The organism is Streptosporangium subroseum (assembly GCF_900188345.1).
In the GTDB taxonomy this organism is placed as follows: domain Bacteria; phylum Actinomycetota; class Actinomycetes; order Streptosporangiales; family Streptosporangiaceae; genus Streptosporangium; species Streptosporangium subroseum.
Genome location: NZ_FZOD01000078.1, coordinates 26,516 through 42,937, shown reverse-complemented (window position 1 = coordinate 42,937; position 16,422 = coordinate 26,516). Strand labels below are relative to the sequence as shown.

Here is a 16,422-nt window from a genome sequence, read left to right as displayed (position 1 = left end):
GTGTTCGCCCAGTACGGCATGCGCCACCTGCTGATGATGACACCACGCATCACCGACGAAGACCTGGTGATCATTGGCTTGACCCGCAGACTCCACGACTTCTCCGACCGTGAGACTCGAGCTCTTCATCCCATTCGTGACCTCATCGCCACGGCACTGGACTACCAAGCCCAGATCACCGCAATTCAAGCCAAGATCAGCGCCAGCCTGCCCGCCGCCTCACTACGCCGATTAACCCTCACCGAACGCGAAAACCAGGTGCTCGCACTCATCGCCACCGGCCACACCAACGACCAAGCCGCCCGCCAACTCGGTATCAGCTCGCGAACCATCCGCAAACACCTCGAAGGCGTCTTCGGCAAAGCCAACGTCCACAGCCGCGCTGCCGCTGTCGCCTGGTGGATCCGCCAACCCCCCAGAAGAACTCAAGCACCCACCGGCCACGCCAGCCGACGTCTGACCCCGCCATCTCGCACGACCGAACCCTTGCCACCGGGCCATCCGGCCGAAATTGAACGTTAACGAGCGCCTTCCCAGTTCAGAGCCTTGACCACCGCTGGGCCTTCCACCGCAAGCCAGGGTCGGGTGAACTGGATCGCCTTTATGGGGTTCCAGTAGCAGTGCTGCGGCCTTCGACTGTGTTCTCGACCTCGGGGATCGTTCGACGAGTGGCGGTGTGCTGGTGCGTCGGGAGTGGGAACCGGAAGAGCTGATCGCAGCGTGGACGTTGCTGGACGACGACTGGGAGTTGGTGTCGAACAAGTCGGGTGCGACACGGCTGGGGTTCAGCCTGATGCTGAAGTTCTTCGAGCTAGAGGCCCGTTTCCCCCGGCATGTCGGGGAGTTTCCCAAGACTGCGGTGGACTATGTGGCTGGACAGGTGAAGGTCGAGCCGGGCCTGCTGGCCGACTACCCGTGGACGGGTAGCACGATCGAGTATCACCGCTCCCAGATCCGCAAAGCGCTGGGGCTTCGCGAATCGACCCGGGCCGATGAGGACGCGTCGGCCCTGGTCTTCGTCAACACCGTCCTGGTGCAGTCGCTTCTCAAGGACCCTGCCTGGGCTGATCGGCTCACCGACGCCGACCGGCGCGCACTCAGTCCGCTCTTCTGGTCGCACGCCAACCTGTACGGCACCATCCAAATCGACATGGACACCCACCTGGACCTGGACTTGGTCGCCTGAGATGTCCACCAAAGCAGCCACGCGGCGAGAGGCCACGAGTCCGGCTCCGGTGAACACGCGCACCAGAGCCGGACTCCGCATCGAGTTCGAGACGATGAAGGCGTTGTTGGCCTACTCCGCTCCGCCTCTCATGCGATCGACGAGCCGGGCTGCTGCGTTCTGCGCGGTGAGGGCGAACCCGACCACGTTGAGGGGAAACCCTATGGTCCAGGCGATCACCGGCTCATGCACTGCCAGCAGCACTGCTGCGGCAGCCATTGCAACAAGCACACCGGCCCACCCGATCAGCAGCCATGACCGCCTTCGTGGCTCGTTTCGGCTTACGCTCGTGTTCATCAGCACTCGTGTCCTCTCCCGTGGATCGGATGAAGGCCCGCAGGTGCTGGAGCGGCCCGCGCCATGCCCGGCGCGGGCCGCAAGTCTGCGGACGTCTCTGCATCACAGGTTGACGGACAAATCCACTAATTCATGATCAACGGGAAAGACGGGACTTTCGAAGATCTAGAACACTCTCTGCTCCTTGCCGACAAGTACTCGTCAGCAGGCACTCGGCTCGCGACACTGGATCCCATAGGTCTGCTTTGCTCCGGGCGGAGGTCGATCAGTGAACGAAGAAGCGCCCGACTGGCGGGCTGTCCAACTGTGGAACGAGTTGAGACGACTCGCTAACCGTGCCGCGTTGAACGCACGGGCCCTAAGTGAGAAGATGATCAATGATCATGGGTATCCCGGTCGCGGCGCGTCGAAAACGGCCCTGTACAAGAAGATGCGCGCAAGAGACGAGGATGTCTTTCTCGAAGACAAGGACTTCGTGAGAGCGTTCGTCCTGGCCTGCTACGACGGGTCGATGGGCCCGGCCGGCAAAGCCGAGCTCGGTGTGTGGGGAACCCTTCAGGAGTGGGAGACCTGGCGGCAGACGCTCGAGAACCTGCCCGAGGACACCTCTCAGGAGATTGCGGCCGCACATCGATCTCCGCTGCCGCAGCTGACACCTCCGCCGCCGCCCAGGGCCCTCAGCAAGGCCGCGATAGAGAAGCTGGAACAGCTGGGGCGCGTGCTCGGTAACACCGGTGTGTACACCACTCTGCGCTCGCTGTACCCCAACCATCAGTTAGTCGACCTGTGGGGGCAGCTGATACCGATCTGCGTCTACCCCGCTCCTCAACACCAGTGGGACAACATCGAAGCCCCGCTCGGGCAGCTGCGGGGCAGCGTCGTGCCTGCGGCAGACGATTATGATGACGCCGAGTTCGACCGGGCGGGAATCCATCAGTTCATCGAGCTCAATCGGGCCTATCAGAAGGCCAAGCGATCCAATCCTGAGCAGCTCCGGTACAACTTTCCTGGCGCCACGTTCGCCTTCGATCGATTGACTCACCGCGATGGCGGTCCGAAGCTCGATGCTTTCCTGAGTCGCTACTTCCACTCGGCGGCCACATCGGAACGCTTGGACGCCGAGCTCATGCAGGAGCAGGACAGAGATAATCGTCACAAAGCCCGGATTCCGCTCAGCGAGCTGCTCCAGCGGGCGAATCTTCATCGACGTATCGCTGAGGAGTTGGAGCCAGGGGTCGATCCCATCGAAACAGGCCGGTTCAGAGCTGCGGCGTTGTCGCACGCCGCGGTGGTCATGCTGGCCACCGGCGATGGGAGCTACGACATCCTGCTTCCCGAGCGCTCAGCCGACGTGGCTTTTCACGCCGGTTTCCGGCATGTGGCCCCTTCCGGGATCTTCGCGCCCTTCAACGCGCGCGTCGTATCGAGCGCGAAGTCTCGCAGGGCAGAGTTCTCAGTGCTGCGTAACTTCTACCGCGAATGGGTGGAGGAGCTCTTCGACGCCGAGGCCTACGAGGGCTGGCAGCTTGAGGACGTCGGTGAACCACTCGATCCAACCCTCGCGCCCGAGGTCGCACGGTTGCAAGAAGACTTCGATCAGACCAATCCCAAACGCAGGGGCGATCTTCTCTATACCGGAGTTTCGGTCAATCTCCTGACTCTGCGCCCAGAGATATGCCTTCTCCTGGTCGTCGATGATCCCCGTTGGCTAGGTAATGAGATCGAAGCCGCGAAACAGGTAGGACGTCCTTTCAGGCTGGGATGGGAGTATGCCGAAGGCGAGATCGAACACTCGCAGCCCAAGGCTAAATACTCGCAGCTCAAGCCGGAGCATCGTCTCCGGCTGGGCCCCGACCTACAACCGGTGGAGGGTAGCTCCTTCCGGGCCATCGAGCTGGTACCCAACGCTGCCGCAGCCATTTACCTGGCTCTCAACGTCATGCGCACCCGACGCTCGCGCGCCTGATCCGATCTTTGGGGCCAGAATGTCCGAAACGATCTTGTCTAACTATCGCAGATAGGAGTGCATTATCTGCGGTAACGTCGATGGCCCCCTGGGAAAACACCACCGTGCGGCACCGGTGACTCCCACTGCTTATCTGCGATAACTGTTCGGGAGGCCCTCGTGGCGACGGTGCACCGGTTCAAGGCCAGCGAGAACGCGCTCCACCTCGGTGCGGCCGCCGAGGCCTTCCTGGCAACCATCGCCAATGCGAACACCGCCCGCGCCTACACGATCGCGATCCGGGCGCTGGTGGCCGAGTTCGGCGAGCGCGCCGCCGTGACCGAGCTGAACGGCGAGGCCGGCGCCGACCGCGTCGCGGCCTGGTTCGCCGGCCGCTGGGGCGGCGCGGCCGCGGCCACCGTCAACGCCCGCCTGGACGCGATCGGTTCGGCCTGCGCCTGGTGGCGCGAGCAGGACTGGCTGACCGGTGACCCGCTGCGCCATATCCGCCGCCGCTCGCGCACCTCGGATCGGACCCGGGCACTGGCCCGCGCCGAGGTCGAGGCGCTGCTCGCCCGCCCCACCCTGGGCCTGCGCGAACGCACCCTGTTTCGGCTGCTGTATGAGAGCGCGGCCAGAGCGCAGGAGGTCCTGGCCCTCGACGCCGACGAGCTCGACCTGCGCAACCGGCGCGCGAAAGTACGGCGCAAGGGCCGCGCGGTCGATGTCATCGTCTGGCAAACGGCCACCGCACGGCTGCTGCCCCGCCTGTTGGACGGCCGCCGCGCTGGCCCGGTCTTCCTCACCGACCGCCGCGCCCGCATCCAGTTACCGCCCAGTGACCTCGACCCCGCCAGCGGCCGGGCCCGGCTGTCCTACCGCCGCGCTGCTGAACTCTTCGAGGCCACCACTGCCAAGCTGGCCGGTGGCCCATGGACACTGCACCAACTACGCCACAGCGCGCTGACCCACGCCGCCGAAGACGGCGCCAACACCTCCACCCTGCTCGCCTACTCCGGCCACACCTCCGTCGCTTCCCTCACTCGCTACGCGCGAGTCTCCCCTGAAGCCCTGGCTCGCTGGCAAGAAGGCCGGGCTCCGGCTGCCCGACGTCGGTGATCTCTACCCGCTAGATCACGCAGTGCCACACGGATCACCCAGAGCTACTTTGGGGCTGGGGTCATGTTCGGGAGAAACCCCCTGCCACCCGGGTTCGGTGAAGGTCGCGGGGTTGGGGCCGTCCTGGTCGTCGCTCATGACCCACACGTAAGTGAATCGAGACCTTGAACACAGACTCTCTCCGGAGCGAGGCATCGTGGACTCGGCTCAGCTCTCGGCGGCCGGGTCGATCTCCACGCCAAGGTGGCCGATCGCGGCATGAGAACGGCGGGCATGAAGCTCGGCTTTCTGCAGGAGCTCCACCATCTGCTCCATGCGACGTCGGATCTCGGCGAGACGGGCTCCGGGGTCGTCGCCGGTGTCGTCACGCAGGATGTAGCGACCGGGCAGGGCCGCGGCTTCAGCCTGCAGGTGATTGGCCAGGGTGGCAACAGCACGCGTCACCTCAGCCAGTAGTCCTGCGGCTTCGTACAGCTCGGCCATCTCCAGGGCGCGTCGCTCGTCGGCGGCGCGGGTCGCTTCACCGAATCTCGCCAGGTCATCGGCGTCCATTGGTGTCTCCTTCGGATGGGTCGGGTGGGGTTTTTCGGCTCACGGGAAGATGGTTTCCCGCGCGTTACCGGTCGGTGGAGAGGGGCCGTCGTCGCGTTCGGGGGTGCGTGGCCGGCCTCGCGTGGTGGGCTGTGGTGGGGTGATGATGTGGGCGCCGAGCATCTGCTGCAGCAACGCCATCGCCTCGTTCTCGGCCGCGGCGGCCAGCACCGGCACGGGTGGGGTGTCGATCGCGGTGGCGTCGTCTGGTTCGGTGTGTAGTCCGTCGTCTTTGGGGGCGGTGGGCCAGGGCACCAGCTCGGCGAGGTCGGGCTCGGTAGGCATCCGGTCGAGATAGCCGGGGCGATCGGCCGGGGGCAGGCTCCACAGCTCCAGCAGCTGGTGCCACCGGGCGCGCTCAGCGAGGTAGGCGGCCAGGCGTTCGGCCTGCTCGACGTCGGCTCCGGTCTCGGTGGCGACCTCGTCCAGGTTGCGCATGCCGCGGATCCAGCCGGTCGGGGTTCGCTCGGCCAGCTGCAGCGCGGCCAGGGTGCGCAGGGCCAGGGTGGTGGCGGCCGGCGACAGCAGGGCCAGGCGGGCGAGCTCGGCCGAGCCGGTCGGCGCGGTCGACAGGGTCTCGTAGGTCAGCGCGACGGTGGCGCCCAGGTGATGCAGGGCGGGGTGGACGGTTTCGATGCGGCCGCCGCGCCAGCGTCGCCAGGAGGCCTCGGCGCGGTAAGCGGTGGGCACGATGAGCTGGTAGCGGTCGCCGGCCTTGCCGCGGCCGATGACGATGCGCTCGATCAGCGGGTCGGGCTCCTCACGCAGGGCCTTGAGGTGTTTGGCCACCGTGGAGTGGTCCAGGCCGCTCATCAACGACAGCCAGCGCACGCCGAACGCCGGAGCGGTTGTGTGGTTTTGCCGGGCAGCCACGGCCATGGCGCGCAGCAGCATCCGGATCGCCGGGGTGGCCCGGCCCCAGCCGGCCCGGCGGGTGATGTCGCGTTCGGCGGCCCAGACCGCGGAGTTCCACACCATGATCTCTTGCCAGAAGTTCAGCGGTTTAGGGTCCGCGACCAGGGCGGTAGTTTGATCACTGGGGTCAGGCGTCAGCGAATCTACGAAGTAAAGATCTTGGCCTTGTTTCCCTCCCTCACCTGGCCCCTCAGAGCAGGGGCGGACCTCTTGGGGAGGGAGGGGGGGCGTGGAGAAAATCAGGTGAGTGTCGATTTTAGAGGCAGGTTTTCCCACCGCGATTCCGTCGATCGCTTTTTGCCAGTCCCCGCGCAGCACGCGTTCCTGCTCGGGAGTCGAGCGTCGCTCCAGCAGCACCTGCAACCCGCCCCAGGCGCCGCGCTCGATCTCCTCCACGACTTCGGCGAACTTCCAGCCGGCCGCTGCGATGGAGTTCAGCACCGCCAGCCGGGCCTCCGACGGGCTGTGGTAGCCGCTCCAGTCCCCGGTGCGTGCGCGCTCTGCCAGATCCGGCCGGGGAGCGCCGCGGCCGCCCCGGCGGCGCACCCAGGGCATGCCGTCAGCGTCGAGCTCGACCCGTCGGCCGGCGACAGGCGATGTCGCCAGCGACGCGGGGTCAGGGTCGGGTGAGGTGGCCGGTGCGGGCTCGGGCCGGGCCGGGGCCCAGGGCTGCAGCTCGGCGGCGAGCTCGTCGTGCAGCCGCTCCCACACCCGGGCGCGGCACGGGCGGCGCGCGATCGCCGCCGCCTCCTCCAGGCCGATGGTCAGGCGCATGTACCCGGTCAGGTGACCGTTCAGTAGTTTGTGCGGGGCGCCGGGCGGGCGGATCTGCCCGCCCGGATTCGACATCGGCACCGTGTCCATGGTGGGAAAGCGCCGGGCCATCGCCGTGGCCAGGGAGCGCAACTCGGTCCAGGGCAGCGCCTTGGCAAACAGGACGTAGACGTGGCGACCGCCGGAGGGGGACACATCGGCGAGGGCGCGGCCGCCGCACCGCTCGATCAGCGCGATCAGCGCGGCCGCCTCGGCGGCGACCTGGGCCGCGGGGTCGCCAGCGCCGAGCGCCTTGGCCCGGCCGACGTCCAGGTCGGCCACCAGCAGGTGCCCGGTACCGCGCTCGCGGTCGAACACCGGCACCGTGGCGGGCCGGTTCGGCAGGACGGGATTCAGCGGTTTCAGCGGCCGCCGGCCCTTGGCCGGGAAGCTTTCCCCGCCGTCAAGGGAGTGGCGCACGTGCGGGGCCTGGGCGATGAGCGGAGCCAGCCGTGCCCACGTCAAAGCCGCCTCGGCGCGCAGGCTCTCCCATTGGGCGGCCTTGACAGCGCCCGGCCCAGCGGGCCGTGCGGCGGAAACGGGGTCGGTCAGCGACACACCCGGCGTGTCGAATTCCGGGCATGCATGACTGACCGGCTGGATGCCTGGTATCGTCATCACCGGTTCGTCAATTTGATTGACACGCAACAGGTGTTTCGCTCGCCTCCGCCGCCAAGCAAAGACTTGAGCTGATACCTACCGCGTGTCCACAACGTCGTCGTCGTGATCCTGCGCCCCGCTTTGCGGGGCGTTTTTATTTGCCTTGAGGGGCTCCTGAGGCTGTTCGGGCAGTCAACGCGCAAGCATGGCAGGTTTGAACCGTCGTCGCCTGCATCCACGCCGTAATCGGCGCTTCCCATCCCAACCGAAACCGTACGCACGCTGCGCGGCGGGTTTGCGGTGACCATGACCGGACAACGGGGGGCGGGGGTGGCATGAGGGGTTCGACCTGATTCCTGACTTTTTTTGTAAGCGTTTGTGACTGGTGAGAGTAGCAAGAGTGTGCGGAAAACAGACGTTTTGTCGCCCGGGACACGCCGAAGCAGCTCAGATGCCATTTTCATCCGGCAAGGGGTAGCCGACCGGCTGCCCTTGTGTACGACTCCGCCGGGGTACGTGGCAGAAAAGCCGCAATCCGGCGCGAAGCGACGGTGTGCGCGCATGAGGCGGATGTGTAACACGATCGGCGACTTACGGCCCATCACCAAGATCACGAATGTGTCCTCGCAGGTAGAGCCCTGATTGGCAGGACGCCGGCGATCGGGCCCGCACAGGCCGTGGGGAGACTGCGCGGGCCCGGCCGCCGACGGCAACCAGCGGACGGCGGGGCCCCCGCCCACCGAAGTGAGCGGAGGCGAGAACGGGCCGGTGCTCATGCGCCGAGCCCCCAGCCATGGCAGGCCAGGCAGGCGCCGTAGCGGGTCGGGATGCAATACGGCTGCTCCACCCCGCAGTCGGGACAGATCTTCCGGGCGCGCATCGCCTTGCCCAGCGCCCGCAGCTGCGCCGGGGACGGGGTGCGGCGCGGCTTGGCGGCCGCGACCTCATACAGGTAGGCGACCCCGATCCCGGTCGCCGTCCGGCGCGAGCTCCACATGAGCTGCGCGCACGGGCTCTGGCCGCCGGGCCGGAGCCCGGCCGCGCGCAGCTGCCGGCGGGTGGCCAGGCCTTCGGGGGCGAACCGCCAGGGGTAGGTCGGCAACCCGCCGTAGGTGCGGCCGGTGGGATCGAGGAAGACCCGGTGGCGGCTCATGACGCCTGCCCGTGGGCCGCGGCGAGCTCGTCCTGGTCGCCATCGTCAACCGCCTGGTTCAGCTCGGTGTCCTCTTGCGAGAGCGCGGCCGACAGCTCAGCGACGGCGTGCTGGACCTCGTGGTCGCACTGGGCGGCGCGGATCGCGGCCAGCACGAGGTCGGCGGCCAGCTCGTGCGGGCGGCGCCCGGCCAGCCGGCACATGGCCAGGAAGGTGCGGATCTGCCGCTCACCCCGCACCCGGACGCTGGTCCGTACGTACGGCACGCCGTAACGCTGGTGGGCGTAGCAGGTCATTGACAAAAACGCGTTCGCCGCTGTCATGGCCGGGCCGCCTCGGGGTGCGCGGCGCCCGGAGCGCCGATCCCACAGCCGGGCAGGCCCAGGTGGCCGACCAGTGTGATGAGCACCTGACACGGCGCGGTGATCGTGCAGATCTCCAGGAAGGTGCCGTCCGGTTCGCTGTCAAAAGAGCGGCCCTGCAGGCTGCACGTCGCACACGCGACGTCGGCCGGGCACTGGCCGTCGGGGTGGTCGCAGTCACCGGTGATGCACTCATAGGGCTGGAGCAGTACCGGCGCGTGCCGGGTGGCGTGGACCAGCGCCGCGATCATGCAGGCTTCACTCCGCGCGTCCGCCTCGCTCTGGTAGCCGGCGATGACCGCTTCGCAGACGTGACGGACGATCAGCGGGTCGTCCAGCAGCCGGGTCAGTGCCGCGAGGTGTTCGCCGGTCGGGGTGAGCTCCTGCAGCTCACGATCGAGGGTCCGGGTTTCCACCGCGACCGTCCAGGCGCAGGGCGGGCACACGCTCGCCCACCGCGGCAGGGCGGCCCGGTCGAAGGCGCTGGGCTCGCGATGAACTCCGGCGCGCGCTCCGCACACGGTGCCGGACTCGCGCCGGGCTCCGGCGCCGAGGGCGCGGGCGGCATAGAGGTGCGGGATGGCGTGCACCTCGCCGGTGGTGCCGATCCCGGCGACGAACGGCGCCTCGGGCAGCTCCTGCGCTGGCTTCTTGACAAGAGGGGTGACAGTGGGAGTCAAGACGTTGCGGGTGTCGTTCATTAGGCGCTCGCCTCATCGGCGCCAACGCCGAGCATAGCGATCAGCTCGGCGACCTCGTCGCTGGTGTGGCCGTAGCGCTCGCACAGGCCGCGCACCACGGCGCTGTCGTGCTCGCTCGGCGGCGTGATCGCCTCGGTGAGCATGCCCCGGTCACGGAGCTGACTGGTGAGCCCGGAGGCGTTCCCCGCAGAGCGCCGGGGAGACGGCCCGGTGAGGGGACGCGCGGTGTGCGGAGCGGTCGAGTCCCGGCGCTCGACGCTCCGGCGACCTCCGGCCAGGGCGTCGACGGCGCCCTCCACCGGCACCGGGGTGGCCGCCGCGATGGTTCCGGTGTTTTCGTGCACCGCGGCGATCGCGGTGACGGCGGCGGTGGCGTGGGCGTGTTCGGCGAGCCGGTAGGCCTCGGCGGTCGTCTCGGCCAGGTGGGTGCGCAGGAGCTCCAGGGCGCACTCGACGTGCTCGGCGCTGTCCTGGACGGCAGGGTCGGGGCAGGTGCGGGCCAGATCCAGCAGGTCGGCGGCGGGCGCGGTGGTGATGTATCGGCTCAGGGTGGCGATCGCGGTGGTCTCGCTGGGGGCGGTCATCAGGAGGTCCTCATCTCATCGGCTCGCCGCTGGCGCAGGTGGGTGGGTGGTTACGAGGGTGAGCAGGCCCATGACGTGCTCGCGCACGACGGCTTTGCCGACCAGCAGGTCCAGCAGTTGCTCGAACGCGGTGCGGTCATTGTCGAGGCGGGCGGCGATCAGGCGTTCGACCCAGTCGGTCACAGGCGCGCTGATGCCGGTGGCCGCCGCGTGGGGAAAGGCGGCGGTGCCGATCGGGGGTGCGTCGGGGTGGGAGGTGATGGGGTGGATCCACCACAGCAGGGCGGATCCCAGGCTGGCGCCTCCGTAGGTGGCGACCAGGTTCACGATCAGCGTGTTGGTGGCGTCGACGTCGTCGGCGAGGGCGGCGTCCAGGACGGCGTCAACGCGCTGACGGAAGTCACGGTCCTCGGCGGTAACGGTGGTGGGCGTGGGCATCGGGGTGTCCTTACAGCTCGTCGGGGCGGGACCGGGGCCCTCGCCCGCCGCGGCGGGCGAGGGCTGGGTGCGGGAAGCGGCCACCGGGGTTACAGCAGGCCGAAGGGGATCGAGATGACCACGACCCCCAGGGCGGCGAGCATCAGGTCGACGGCCGTGCGCAGCACCCGGTACTTGGCGCAGGCGATCTGCGACAGACGGATGACGTCCCGGGCCCGGCGGCTCTCGGGGTCGGCGGCGAGCTGGTCAAGCAGCTCCTCCACGTCGCCGACGGCGGCGTGGGCGGTGAACCCGGTCCCGTCACCGTGGCGGGGCAGGGTGGGGCGGATGACGGTGAGTGCCACAGCGGAGGCGGAGGCCAGCAGCGCCACCGCGACCCACAGACCGACCCGGGTCGGGAGGGCCAGGCCGGAGGCCAGCACCGACAGAGCGGCCAGCACGCTGAACGCGCCACCGGCGAAGGCCAGCACGGTGTTGGCCTTGGTGTCGGTGCGCATGAGCTCGGTGCGGGCGGCCGCGGTCTCGGCGATCAGATCGGCCGCGCCGGAGTCGTCGAGCCGCTCCAGCCGGGCCCGCAGCTGCGGAGTAGTCGGCACCGGGGCCAGCGCACCCTCCCTTTCGGGGTCGGCCTTCTGCGTCGGCGGGACGGACAGGGAACCGTTGGCGGCGACCTCGTCGATCAGGGACAGCTCTTCCGCGCTCATGCTGATGATTCCGGCCGCCTGGAGCCAGGCCACCCAGACCGGCTCGATGCCGGGATCCTTGGCGAACTCCTCGTCCGTCATGAGTCCGGCGGCATAGGCGGCGGTCTGGTCGGCCAGCTCCTGCAGCTCCACGTCGCGCAGCCAGCGGACGTTGCGGGTCTCGCGGACGCTGGGGTTCAGGGTGCCGCTTACCTCGGCCCGGTAGAGCTCCCACTGGTGGCCGACGCCGGCCTGTCCGGGCAGGCGGCGGCAGCGGTTGGAGCGCCAGGCGGTCAGCTCCAGTGTCAGCGAGGTCGCGGTCAGTCCGAGTTCCTCGGCGACCTCGGCGCGAGCGGCGTCGGCGCCGTCGCCGTGGTCGTCGATGTGACCGGCGGCGCCGGCCACTCCGGCCGGGAATGTGGCCCGGTCGAACATGAGGTATTGGCCGTCGTCGCGCTGGATGATGACGCCGACGCTGCGGTTGTCGCACTGGGCGGTCGCGGGCGGGCAGGTGAGCGGCGGGGTGCCGTTCAGGGTGTCGTTGCGGTGCATGATGGGGTTCTCCCGTTTCTGGATGGGGGTTGAGGGCGCGTTCCGCGTGGGTGACTTGGCGGTTGACCACGCTGGTGCGCGCCCTTCCTGCTGTGCAGGGCTAAAGGGGGCGGCCTTCGCCGGATCCGTTGGCCGCGCCGATGACCAGCGCGTGCCGCACGGCCCGGGCGGCCGGGTCGTTGCCGTTGGCGTAGTGCACGACCTCGGAGCGGGCATCGACGGTGCAGGCACCGCGGCATCCGCAGGTGCACACGATCGTCTCTCGCGTGTTCTTCGTCATGAGCTGTTCTCCGTGGGGGTCAGAGCGGGGGTGCGGGTAGGCGGCGCAGACCGCGGAAGGGGCGGACGACCTGGGAGCCGTCGGTGCGCTGGATCAGGACGTTGCGCGGGCCGCCTCCGGGTCCCCAGCGCAGAAGGACGACGACGGGTTGGCCGCGCTCGAGGTAGGTGCGGCCGATCACCGCTGCGCTGGGGGGCGCCGATACGGCATCAGCTGCCACCAGCGCAGGCGGCAGCGCTCGCCATGGTGTGCCTGGCGGTGCGCGTGGGTGCCCAGCCGGGTGCCGGTGGCCGCGCACCGCCAGGCCGTGCGCCAGGTCCGGCGCGGCGCGGTAAAGCCGCGGCTGAGATTGCGCAGGCGGGCGGCGGCAGCGGGATGCTCACCAGCGATCCAGCCGGCCAGCGCGTACCAGCGGGGGTCGTCATCGGCGACGTCGGTGAGCATCGCGGTCATGGTCTGCACGCCGGGCAGCCCAGCCCGCTCCAGCAGAGTGACGGCGTAGGTGTCGGCGTCGTATTCGGCCACCCGGCTGACGCGACTGGCGATCAGGTGCAGCACAGCCGACACCGCGGCCAGGGTGGCGGCGGCGCCGGGCCGGTTGAGGGCCAGGGTGACCAGCGCGCCGACTCCGGCCACCCGCGAGGTGTGCTTCCATTCGGGCGCCGAGCACGTATCGGTGTGCCCCAACGCCAGGTGCGCGATCTCGTGAGCGAGCGTGCCGTACAACGCCAGGGACTGAGGGGTCTGCAGCAGGTTGGCGCCGAGCTTCATCATCGGCGCGCGGGCGCAGCGGCCCTGGTCGACCGCGACGGCGTTGGTGCCGAGCTGAGCATCGACGACGACAACCACGCCGGGCAGCTCGGCGGCGCAGCGCAGCGCCCACACCAGACCGGCCAGGCCGGCCAGCTCAGCGGTGTCGGCGACCTCCGGAGCGGTGGTGAGGGGCGCCGTCTGGGCGGGTGCCGCGTCGATGACGGTGGTGGGCGGGCGGTAGGAGATGCGCACGGCGGCTGGATCGAAGATGGCCAGCGTGCCCCGGGCTTTCGGGGTGCGTTCAGGCTGGGTCATGATGGGAGATGCCTCTCTGATCGGTTCAGGTGAGCGGGGTGAGCGGGCGCGCCCGGCGTGGGTTGACTTGGCGGTTTGGCCACGGTGGTGCGCGCCCGTCCCGACGGTCAGCAGCCCTGCGCGTCGTCCTGGGCGACCTCGTCGGACTCCTCCGCCTTCTCGGCTTCGGTGAGGCTGCCGTCGCGGTAGCTGCCGTCCTCAATCGGCTCCGGAGCGATCTCTTCGATCGGCTCGGGCGGGTTGAGCACGGTGGTGGACCCTGCGGCGGTGGCGGCGCACGCCGCCTGCTGCGCCGGGCACGCGGCCGCCAGGCTGAAGAGCGCGGCCAGGACGAGCGTGGCGGCGAGGGGGCGCAGGCGCTTGGTGATGGTCATGACAGGTGCTCCTTGGGTGATCGGTGTGCGGTTGGTTGTGGTGCGGGGCAGATCTGGGTGCGGATCCGCGAGGTGGTGGTCACCGGTTTGCCGGGGCGCTGGGGCTGCGCAGGTCTTCGAGCAGTTCGGCCAGCTCGCTCGGGGTGATGAAGACCTCCCGGGCCTTGGAGCCCTCGGACGGGCCGACGACCTGGCGGCTTTCCAGCAGGTCCATCAGCCGACCCGCCTTGGCGAAGCCGACGCGCAGCTTGCGCTGCAGCATCGAGGTGGACCCGAACTGGGTGGTCACGACCAGCTCGGCGGCGGCCAGCAACAGCTCCAGGTCCTCGCCGATGTCATCAGCGCCACCGGCGCCACCGTTTCTGGCGGGGGCCAGGGCGGTGGCCATGGCGTCGTGGTCGCTCGTGTGCTCGGCGCCGGCCAGCGTGCGGCAGTGCGCGACGATCGCGGCGATCTCCTTCTCCGACACGAACGCGTTCTGCAGCCGGACCGGATTGGTGGAGCCCATCGGGGCGAACAGCGCGTCGCCCTGGCCGACGAGCTTCTCGGCGCCCGGCTGATCGAGGATGACCCGGGAGTCGGTGAGGCTGGAGGTGGCGAAGGCGAGGCGGGAGGGCACGTTGGCCTTGATCAGGCCGGTGACCACGTCCACGGAGGGGCGCTGGGTGGCGATGACCAGGTGGATGCCCGCGGCGCGGGCCAGCTGGGTGATGCGCACGATGGACTCTTCGACGTCGCGGGGGGCGACCATCATCAGGTCGGCGAGCTCGTCGACGATGACCAGCAGGTACGGGTACGGCGCCAGGGGGGCTTCGCCGGTCGGGGTGGAGACCTTGCCCGCGCGGACCGCCCGGTTGAAGTCGTCGATGTGGCGGAACCCGCAGCCGGCCAGGTCGTCGTAACGGCGATCCATCTCGCCCACCACCCACTCCAGGGCGTCAGCGGCTTTCTTGGCGTTGGTGATGATCGGGGTGATGAGGTGCGGGATGCCCTCGTAAATGCTGAGCTCGACCCGCTTGGGGTCGATCAGCACCATCCGGACCTCATCCGGGGTGGCGCGCATCAGGATCGAGGTGATCAGCCCGTTGACGCACACCGACTTACCAGACCCGGTGGCGCCCGCGATCAGCAGGTGCGGCATCTTGGCCAGGTTGGCCACGATGGTGCGGCCCTCGACGTCCTTGCCCAGGCCGACGATCAGCGGGTGGCCTTCGGCTTGGGCCACCGGCGAGCGCAGTACGTCGCCCAGACAGACCAGGTCTTTGTCGGTGTTGGGGATCTCCACGCCGATCGCGGACTTGCCGGGGATCACCGGCAGAATCCGCACGTCGGCAGACTTGACCGCGTAGGAGATGTTCTTGGTCAGGCCGGTGACCTTCTCCACCTTCGTGCCCGGGCCCAGGGTGATCTCATAGCGGGTGATGGTCGGGCCGCGGGTGAAGCCGCTGACGGTCGCGTCGACCTTGAACTCCTGCAGCACGCCGGTGAGGTCGGCCACGATGGTCTCGTTGGCCGTGGTGGAGGGCCGGGTCGCGGTGCCCGCGCGCAGCAGGTTCAGGCTCGGCAGCACCCCGGATCGGGCGGCCGCGGCCGCTGCGACGTCAATGTCGGCGTCGGTGGGGCCGCTCGATGCCTCGTGCTGGGTGCCCAGGACGGGGGTGTCGTAGGGGCCGCGCTCGCCGATCAGGTCGGGGTCGACCGGCTGCGACCGGCGCGCAACGGCGTGGTGGCGGGCGGGCGGCCAGTCACCGGCATCACCAAGCTCGCTCTCGGCGCCGTCGCGCGGCGCCGCCTCGGCGCCGGCGTCGGCAGGGGAGGTGGCGTAGCGCGGGTTGTCGCTGGGCTGCGGTGAGTTGCGCCGTACCCCGGCGCCGCGCAGGCCGGCCAGCCGGGCCGGGAGTTGCCGGATCGAGGTCTGGGTGGCCGCCAGGGCGCCCCATCCGGCGAGCACGGCCAGCAGGGCGATGGCCAGCGGGGCGGGCAGCAGCAGCGCCAGCGGGGAGGCGGCGGCGTAGCCGAGCACGCCGCCCCCCGCCAGGGCGTCGGCGGTGGGTCCGTGCAGGGTGTGGATGATGCCCGCCGCCGCGGTGGTGATGGCCAGTGATCCCAGCATCAGCCGCACCAGGGCGATCTCGGTATCGGTGGCGCGTAGCAGCCGCCAGGTCAGTGCCCCGAGCGCGAGCGGCGCGGCGATGATGAGGGAGCCGATCAGGGCGCGGGCGGCGACCTCGATCAGGTCGATGACGATGCCCCCGGCCAGGTGCCAGCCGGCCAGCGTCAGCGCGAGGGTGGTAACGGCGCTGAGCAGACCGAGACCGTCGCGCTGGTGGGCGGCGTCCAGGTCGGCCGGGCCGCTACCCAGAGCGCGAACGCTTTTTCCGGCGCCGCGGGCCAGCCACATCCAGGCCACGGCCAGCGCGCCGCCGGTCATCATCATCAGCGGGCCGGTATGGGCGGTGCGACGGGAAATCGGTCGGCGGGAGGCGGCCGGGCGCCTGCGGGCGGTTTTGCGGCTTCGGGTGGCCATGTCTTCACCTCAGGGGGATCGAGCCGGTGGGGACGGAGCGTGCGTGTGCGAGTGCTTTCCGTGACGGTGCTCTGGCGTTTCGTGCATGTGCGCGGTGTGCGCTGGCATGGGCGCCGGGTGCGCGGTTACGTTGCGTTGATGTGCGGGGGTGGGCGGAGCATGGGCGATTCGGTGTGCGTAAGCTGTGCGGCCCTC

Annotated in this window: 18 protein-coding genes; 4 read left to right on the top strand and 14 right to left on the bottom strand. The window is 69.4% G+C overall.

Translation table 11 applies throughout. The annotated features are described in order from the left end of the window. Positions 1-522 (top strand): response regulator transcription factor (locus CHC08_RS41950; RefSeq protein WP_218825745.1); only part of this gene is annotated, 522 nt, incomplete at its 5' end. 154 nt (positions 523-676) lie between these two features. Further along, entirely contained in the window at positions 677-1,186 is a 510-nt protein-coding gene (locus tag CHC08_RS41945) for a DUF4158 domain-containing protein (RefSeq protein WP_089212962.1), read from the top strand. 111 nt (positions 1,187-1,297) lie between these two features. On the opposite strand, the gene CHC08_RS50180 is transcribed toward CHC08_RS41945, so the two are convergent. Next, positions 1,298-1,444, bottom strand: coding sequence for a hypothetical protein (locus CHC08_RS50180; RefSeq protein ID WP_179282522.1), 147 nt, complete (start codon positions 1,442-1,444; stop codon positions 1,298-1,300). Positions 1,445-1,790: 346 nt separating this feature from the next. Here CHC08_RS50180 and CHC08_RS41940 point away from each other — a divergent pair, with 346 nt between their 5' ends. After that, positions 1,791-3,488 (top strand): hypothetical protein, encoded by a 1,698-nt coding sequence (locus CHC08_RS41940; RefSeq protein ID WP_143653586.1) that lies wholly within the window; start codon positions 1,791-1,793, stop codon positions 3,486-3,488. 159 nt (positions 3,489-3,647) lie between these two features. Continuing rightward, the gene (locus CHC08_RS41935) at positions 3,648-4,586 is read left to right on the top strand and encodes a tyrosine-type recombinase/integrase (RefSeq protein ID WP_218825744.1); all 939 of its coding nucleotides are present in this window, start codon (positions 3,648-3,650) and stop codon (positions 4,584-4,586) included. Between the two features lie 207 nt (positions 4,587-4,793). On the opposite strand, the gene CHC08_RS41930 is transcribed toward CHC08_RS41935, so the two are convergent. The 13 genes from CHC08_RS41930 to CHC08_RS41875 form a co-directional block, all read right to left on the bottom strand. After that, a complete protein-coding gene (locus CHC08_RS41930) occupies positions 4,794-5,138 on the bottom strand; it encodes a hypothetical protein (protein ID WP_089212960.1) in 345 nt (114 codons plus the stop codon). A 39-nt stretch (positions 5,139-5,177) separates the two neighbouring features. Further along, entirely contained in the window at positions 5,178-7,523 is a 2,346-nt protein-coding gene (locus CHC08_RS41925) for a hypothetical protein (protein WP_143653585.1), read from the bottom strand. 754 nt (positions 7,524-8,277) lie between these two features. Next, on the bottom strand, positions 8,278-8,658 hold the full coding sequence (locus CHC08_RS41920) for an RRQRL motif-containing zinc-binding protein (RefSeq protein ID WP_089212958.1): 381 nt from the start codon (positions 8,656-8,658) through the stop codon (positions 8,278-8,280). Next, positions 8,655-8,981, bottom strand: coding sequence for a hypothetical protein (locus CHC08_RS41915; protein WP_143653584.1), 327 nt, complete (start codon positions 8,979-8,981; stop codon positions 8,655-8,657). Before CHC08_RS41915 ends, CHC08_RS41920 begins: the two co-directional genes overlap by 4 nt. Further along, positions 8,978-9,721, bottom strand: a complete 744-nt coding sequence (locus CHC08_RS41910) for a hypothetical protein (RefSeq protein WP_089212956.1) — start codon at positions 9,719-9,721, stop codon at positions 8,978-8,980. Before CHC08_RS41910 ends, CHC08_RS41915 begins: the two co-directional genes overlap by 4 nt. Continuing rightward, positions 9,721-10,305: a hypothetical protein gene (locus CHC08_RS41905; RefSeq protein WP_089212955.1), complete on the bottom strand. Its 585-nt coding sequence runs from the start codon at positions 10,303-10,305 to the stop codon at positions 9,721-9,723. Before CHC08_RS41905 ends, CHC08_RS41910 begins: the two co-directional genes overlap by 1 nt. 15 nt (positions 10,306-10,320) lie before the next feature. Then, entirely contained in the window at positions 10,321-10,743 is a 423-nt protein-coding gene (locus CHC08_RS41900; protein ID WP_089212954.1) for a hypothetical protein, read from the bottom strand. A gap of 89 nt (positions 10,744-10,832) precedes the next feature. Then, a complete protein-coding gene (locus tag CHC08_RS41895) occupies positions 10,833-11,978 on the bottom strand; it encodes a Pycsar system effector family protein (protein ID WP_089212953.1) in 1,146 nt (381 codons plus the stop codon). A gap of 100 nt (positions 11,979-12,078) precedes the next feature. Beyond that, positions 12,079-12,258, bottom strand: coding sequence for a hypothetical protein (locus tag CHC08_RS50175; RefSeq protein ID WP_089212952.1), 180 nt, complete (start codon positions 12,256-12,258; stop codon positions 12,079-12,081). Between the two features lie 19 nt (positions 12,259-12,277). Then, complete coding sequence (locus CHC08_RS50170) at positions 12,278-12,439, bottom strand: hypothetical protein (protein ID WP_179282521.1); 162 nt, start codon at positions 12,437-12,439, stop codon at positions 12,278-12,280. After that, positions 12,436-13,326 (bottom strand): M48 family metalloprotease, encoded by an 891-nt coding sequence (locus tag CHC08_RS41885; RefSeq protein WP_089212951.1) that lies wholly within the window; start codon positions 13,324-13,326, stop codon positions 12,436-12,438. The genes CHC08_RS50170 and CHC08_RS41885 overlap by 4 nt, the downstream gene beginning before the upstream one ends. Before the next feature lie 107 nt (positions 13,327-13,433). Further along, entirely contained in the window at positions 13,434-13,700 is a 267-nt protein-coding gene (locus tag CHC08_RS41880; protein ID WP_089212950.1) for a hypothetical protein, read from the bottom strand. Positions 13,701-13,779: 79 nt separating this feature from the next. Then, positions 13,780-16,227, bottom strand: a complete 2,448-nt coding sequence (locus tag CHC08_RS41875; protein WP_089212949.1) for a DNA translocase FtsK — start codon at positions 16,225-16,227, stop codon at positions 13,780-13,782. Positions 16,228-16,422 lie beyond the last annotated feature (195 nt).

Excerpts from the sequence above, each read along its gene's own strand:
- CHC08_RS41880 (WP_089212950.1), bottom strand. The coding sequence starts at position 13,700 with ATGACCATCACCAAGCGCCTGCGCCCCCTCGCCGCCACGCTCGTCCTG.
- CHC08_RS41905 (WP_089212955.1), bottom strand. The coding sequence starts at position 10,305 with ATGACCGCCCCCAGCGAGACCACCGCGATCGCCACCCTGAGCCGATAC.
- CHC08_RS41900 (WP_089212954.1), bottom strand. The coding sequence starts at position 10,743 with ATGCCCACGCCCACCACCGTTACCGCCGAGGACCGTGACTTCCGTCAG.
- CHC08_RS41915 (WP_143653584.1), bottom strand. The coding sequence starts at position 8,981 with ATGACAGCGGCGAACGCGTTTTTGTCAATGACCTGCTACGCCCACCAG.
- CHC08_RS41875 (WP_089212949.1), bottom strand. The coding sequence starts at position 16,227 with ATGGCCACCCGAAGCCGCAAAACCGCCCGCAGGCGCCCGGCCGCCTCC.
- CHC08_RS41895 (WP_089212953.1), bottom strand. The coding sequence starts at position 11,978 with ATGCACCGCAACGACACCCTGAACGGCACCCCGCCGCTCACCTGCCCG.
- CHC08_RS50175 (WP_089212952.1), bottom strand. The coding sequence starts at position 12,258 with ATGACGAAGAACACGCGAGAGACGATCGTGTGCACCTGCGGATGCCGC.
- CHC08_RS41885 (WP_089212951.1), bottom strand. The coding sequence starts at position 13,326 with ATGACCCAGCCTGAACGCACCCCGAAAGCCCGGGGCACGCTGGCCATC.
- CHC08_RS41925 (WP_143653585.1), bottom strand. The coding sequence starts at position 7,523 with ATGACGATACCAGGCATCCAGCCGGTCAGTCATGCATGCCCGGAATTC.
- CHC08_RS41910 (WP_089212956.1), bottom strand. The coding sequence starts at position 9,721 with ATGAACGACACCCGCAACGTCTTGACTCCCACTGTCACCCCTCTTGTC.
- CHC08_RS50180 (WP_179282522.1), bottom strand. The coding sequence starts at position 1,444 with ATGGCTGCCGCAGCAGTGCTGCTGGCAGTGCATGAGCCGGTGATCGCC.
- CHC08_RS41920 (WP_089212958.1), bottom strand. The coding sequence starts at position 8,658 with ATGAGCCGCCACCGGGTCTTCCTCGATCCCACCGGCCGCACCTACGGC.
- CHC08_RS41930 (WP_089212960.1), bottom strand. The coding sequence starts at position 5,138 with ATGGACGCCGATGACCTGGCGAGATTCGGTGAAGCGACCCGCGCCGCC.